The 361-nt window shown below is 35.7% G+C and carries 1 protein-coding gene; it reads right to left on the reverse strand.

Annotated elements, in window-relative coordinates; genetic code table 11:
• Positions 1-361 (reverse strand): transposase (locus tag FLACHUCJ7_RS24915; RefSeq protein WP_180910939.1); only part of this gene is annotated, 361 nt, incomplete at both ends.

Consider the following 361-nt stretch of genomic DNA (forward strand, 5'->3'; position numbering starts at 1 on the left):
TTTTCTTTTGATTGAAATTAGCTTTACGGCTATTGTGCGCTCGGCTTTTAGTTCCATCAATAGCAATGGTTTCTCCTGCTATTAAATCGGCATCTTTCAAGAAAACGACAAAGAGTTTGAACAAGTTTTTTAATGCTGCAGGATGGTTCTTTCTAAAATCAGATATGCTGTGGTAGTTCGGTCGAATGTCTTCTAACAACCACTGCATTTCAATGTTTCTAAAGCATTCTTTTTCCAGCTTGCGGCTACTTCTTAATCCATTGAGATAGCCGTATAAATAGATTTTCAAAAACACTTTGATATTATAGCTCGGTCGACCTTCTGATTTAATAGAAGTAACTGCAAAACCAAGTTTTTCCAA

Source organism: Flavobacterium salmonis, assembly GCF_903819435.1.
Classification (GTDB): domain Bacteria; phylum Bacteroidota; class Bacteroidia; order Flavobacteriales; family Flavobacteriaceae; genus Flavobacterium; species Flavobacterium chungangense.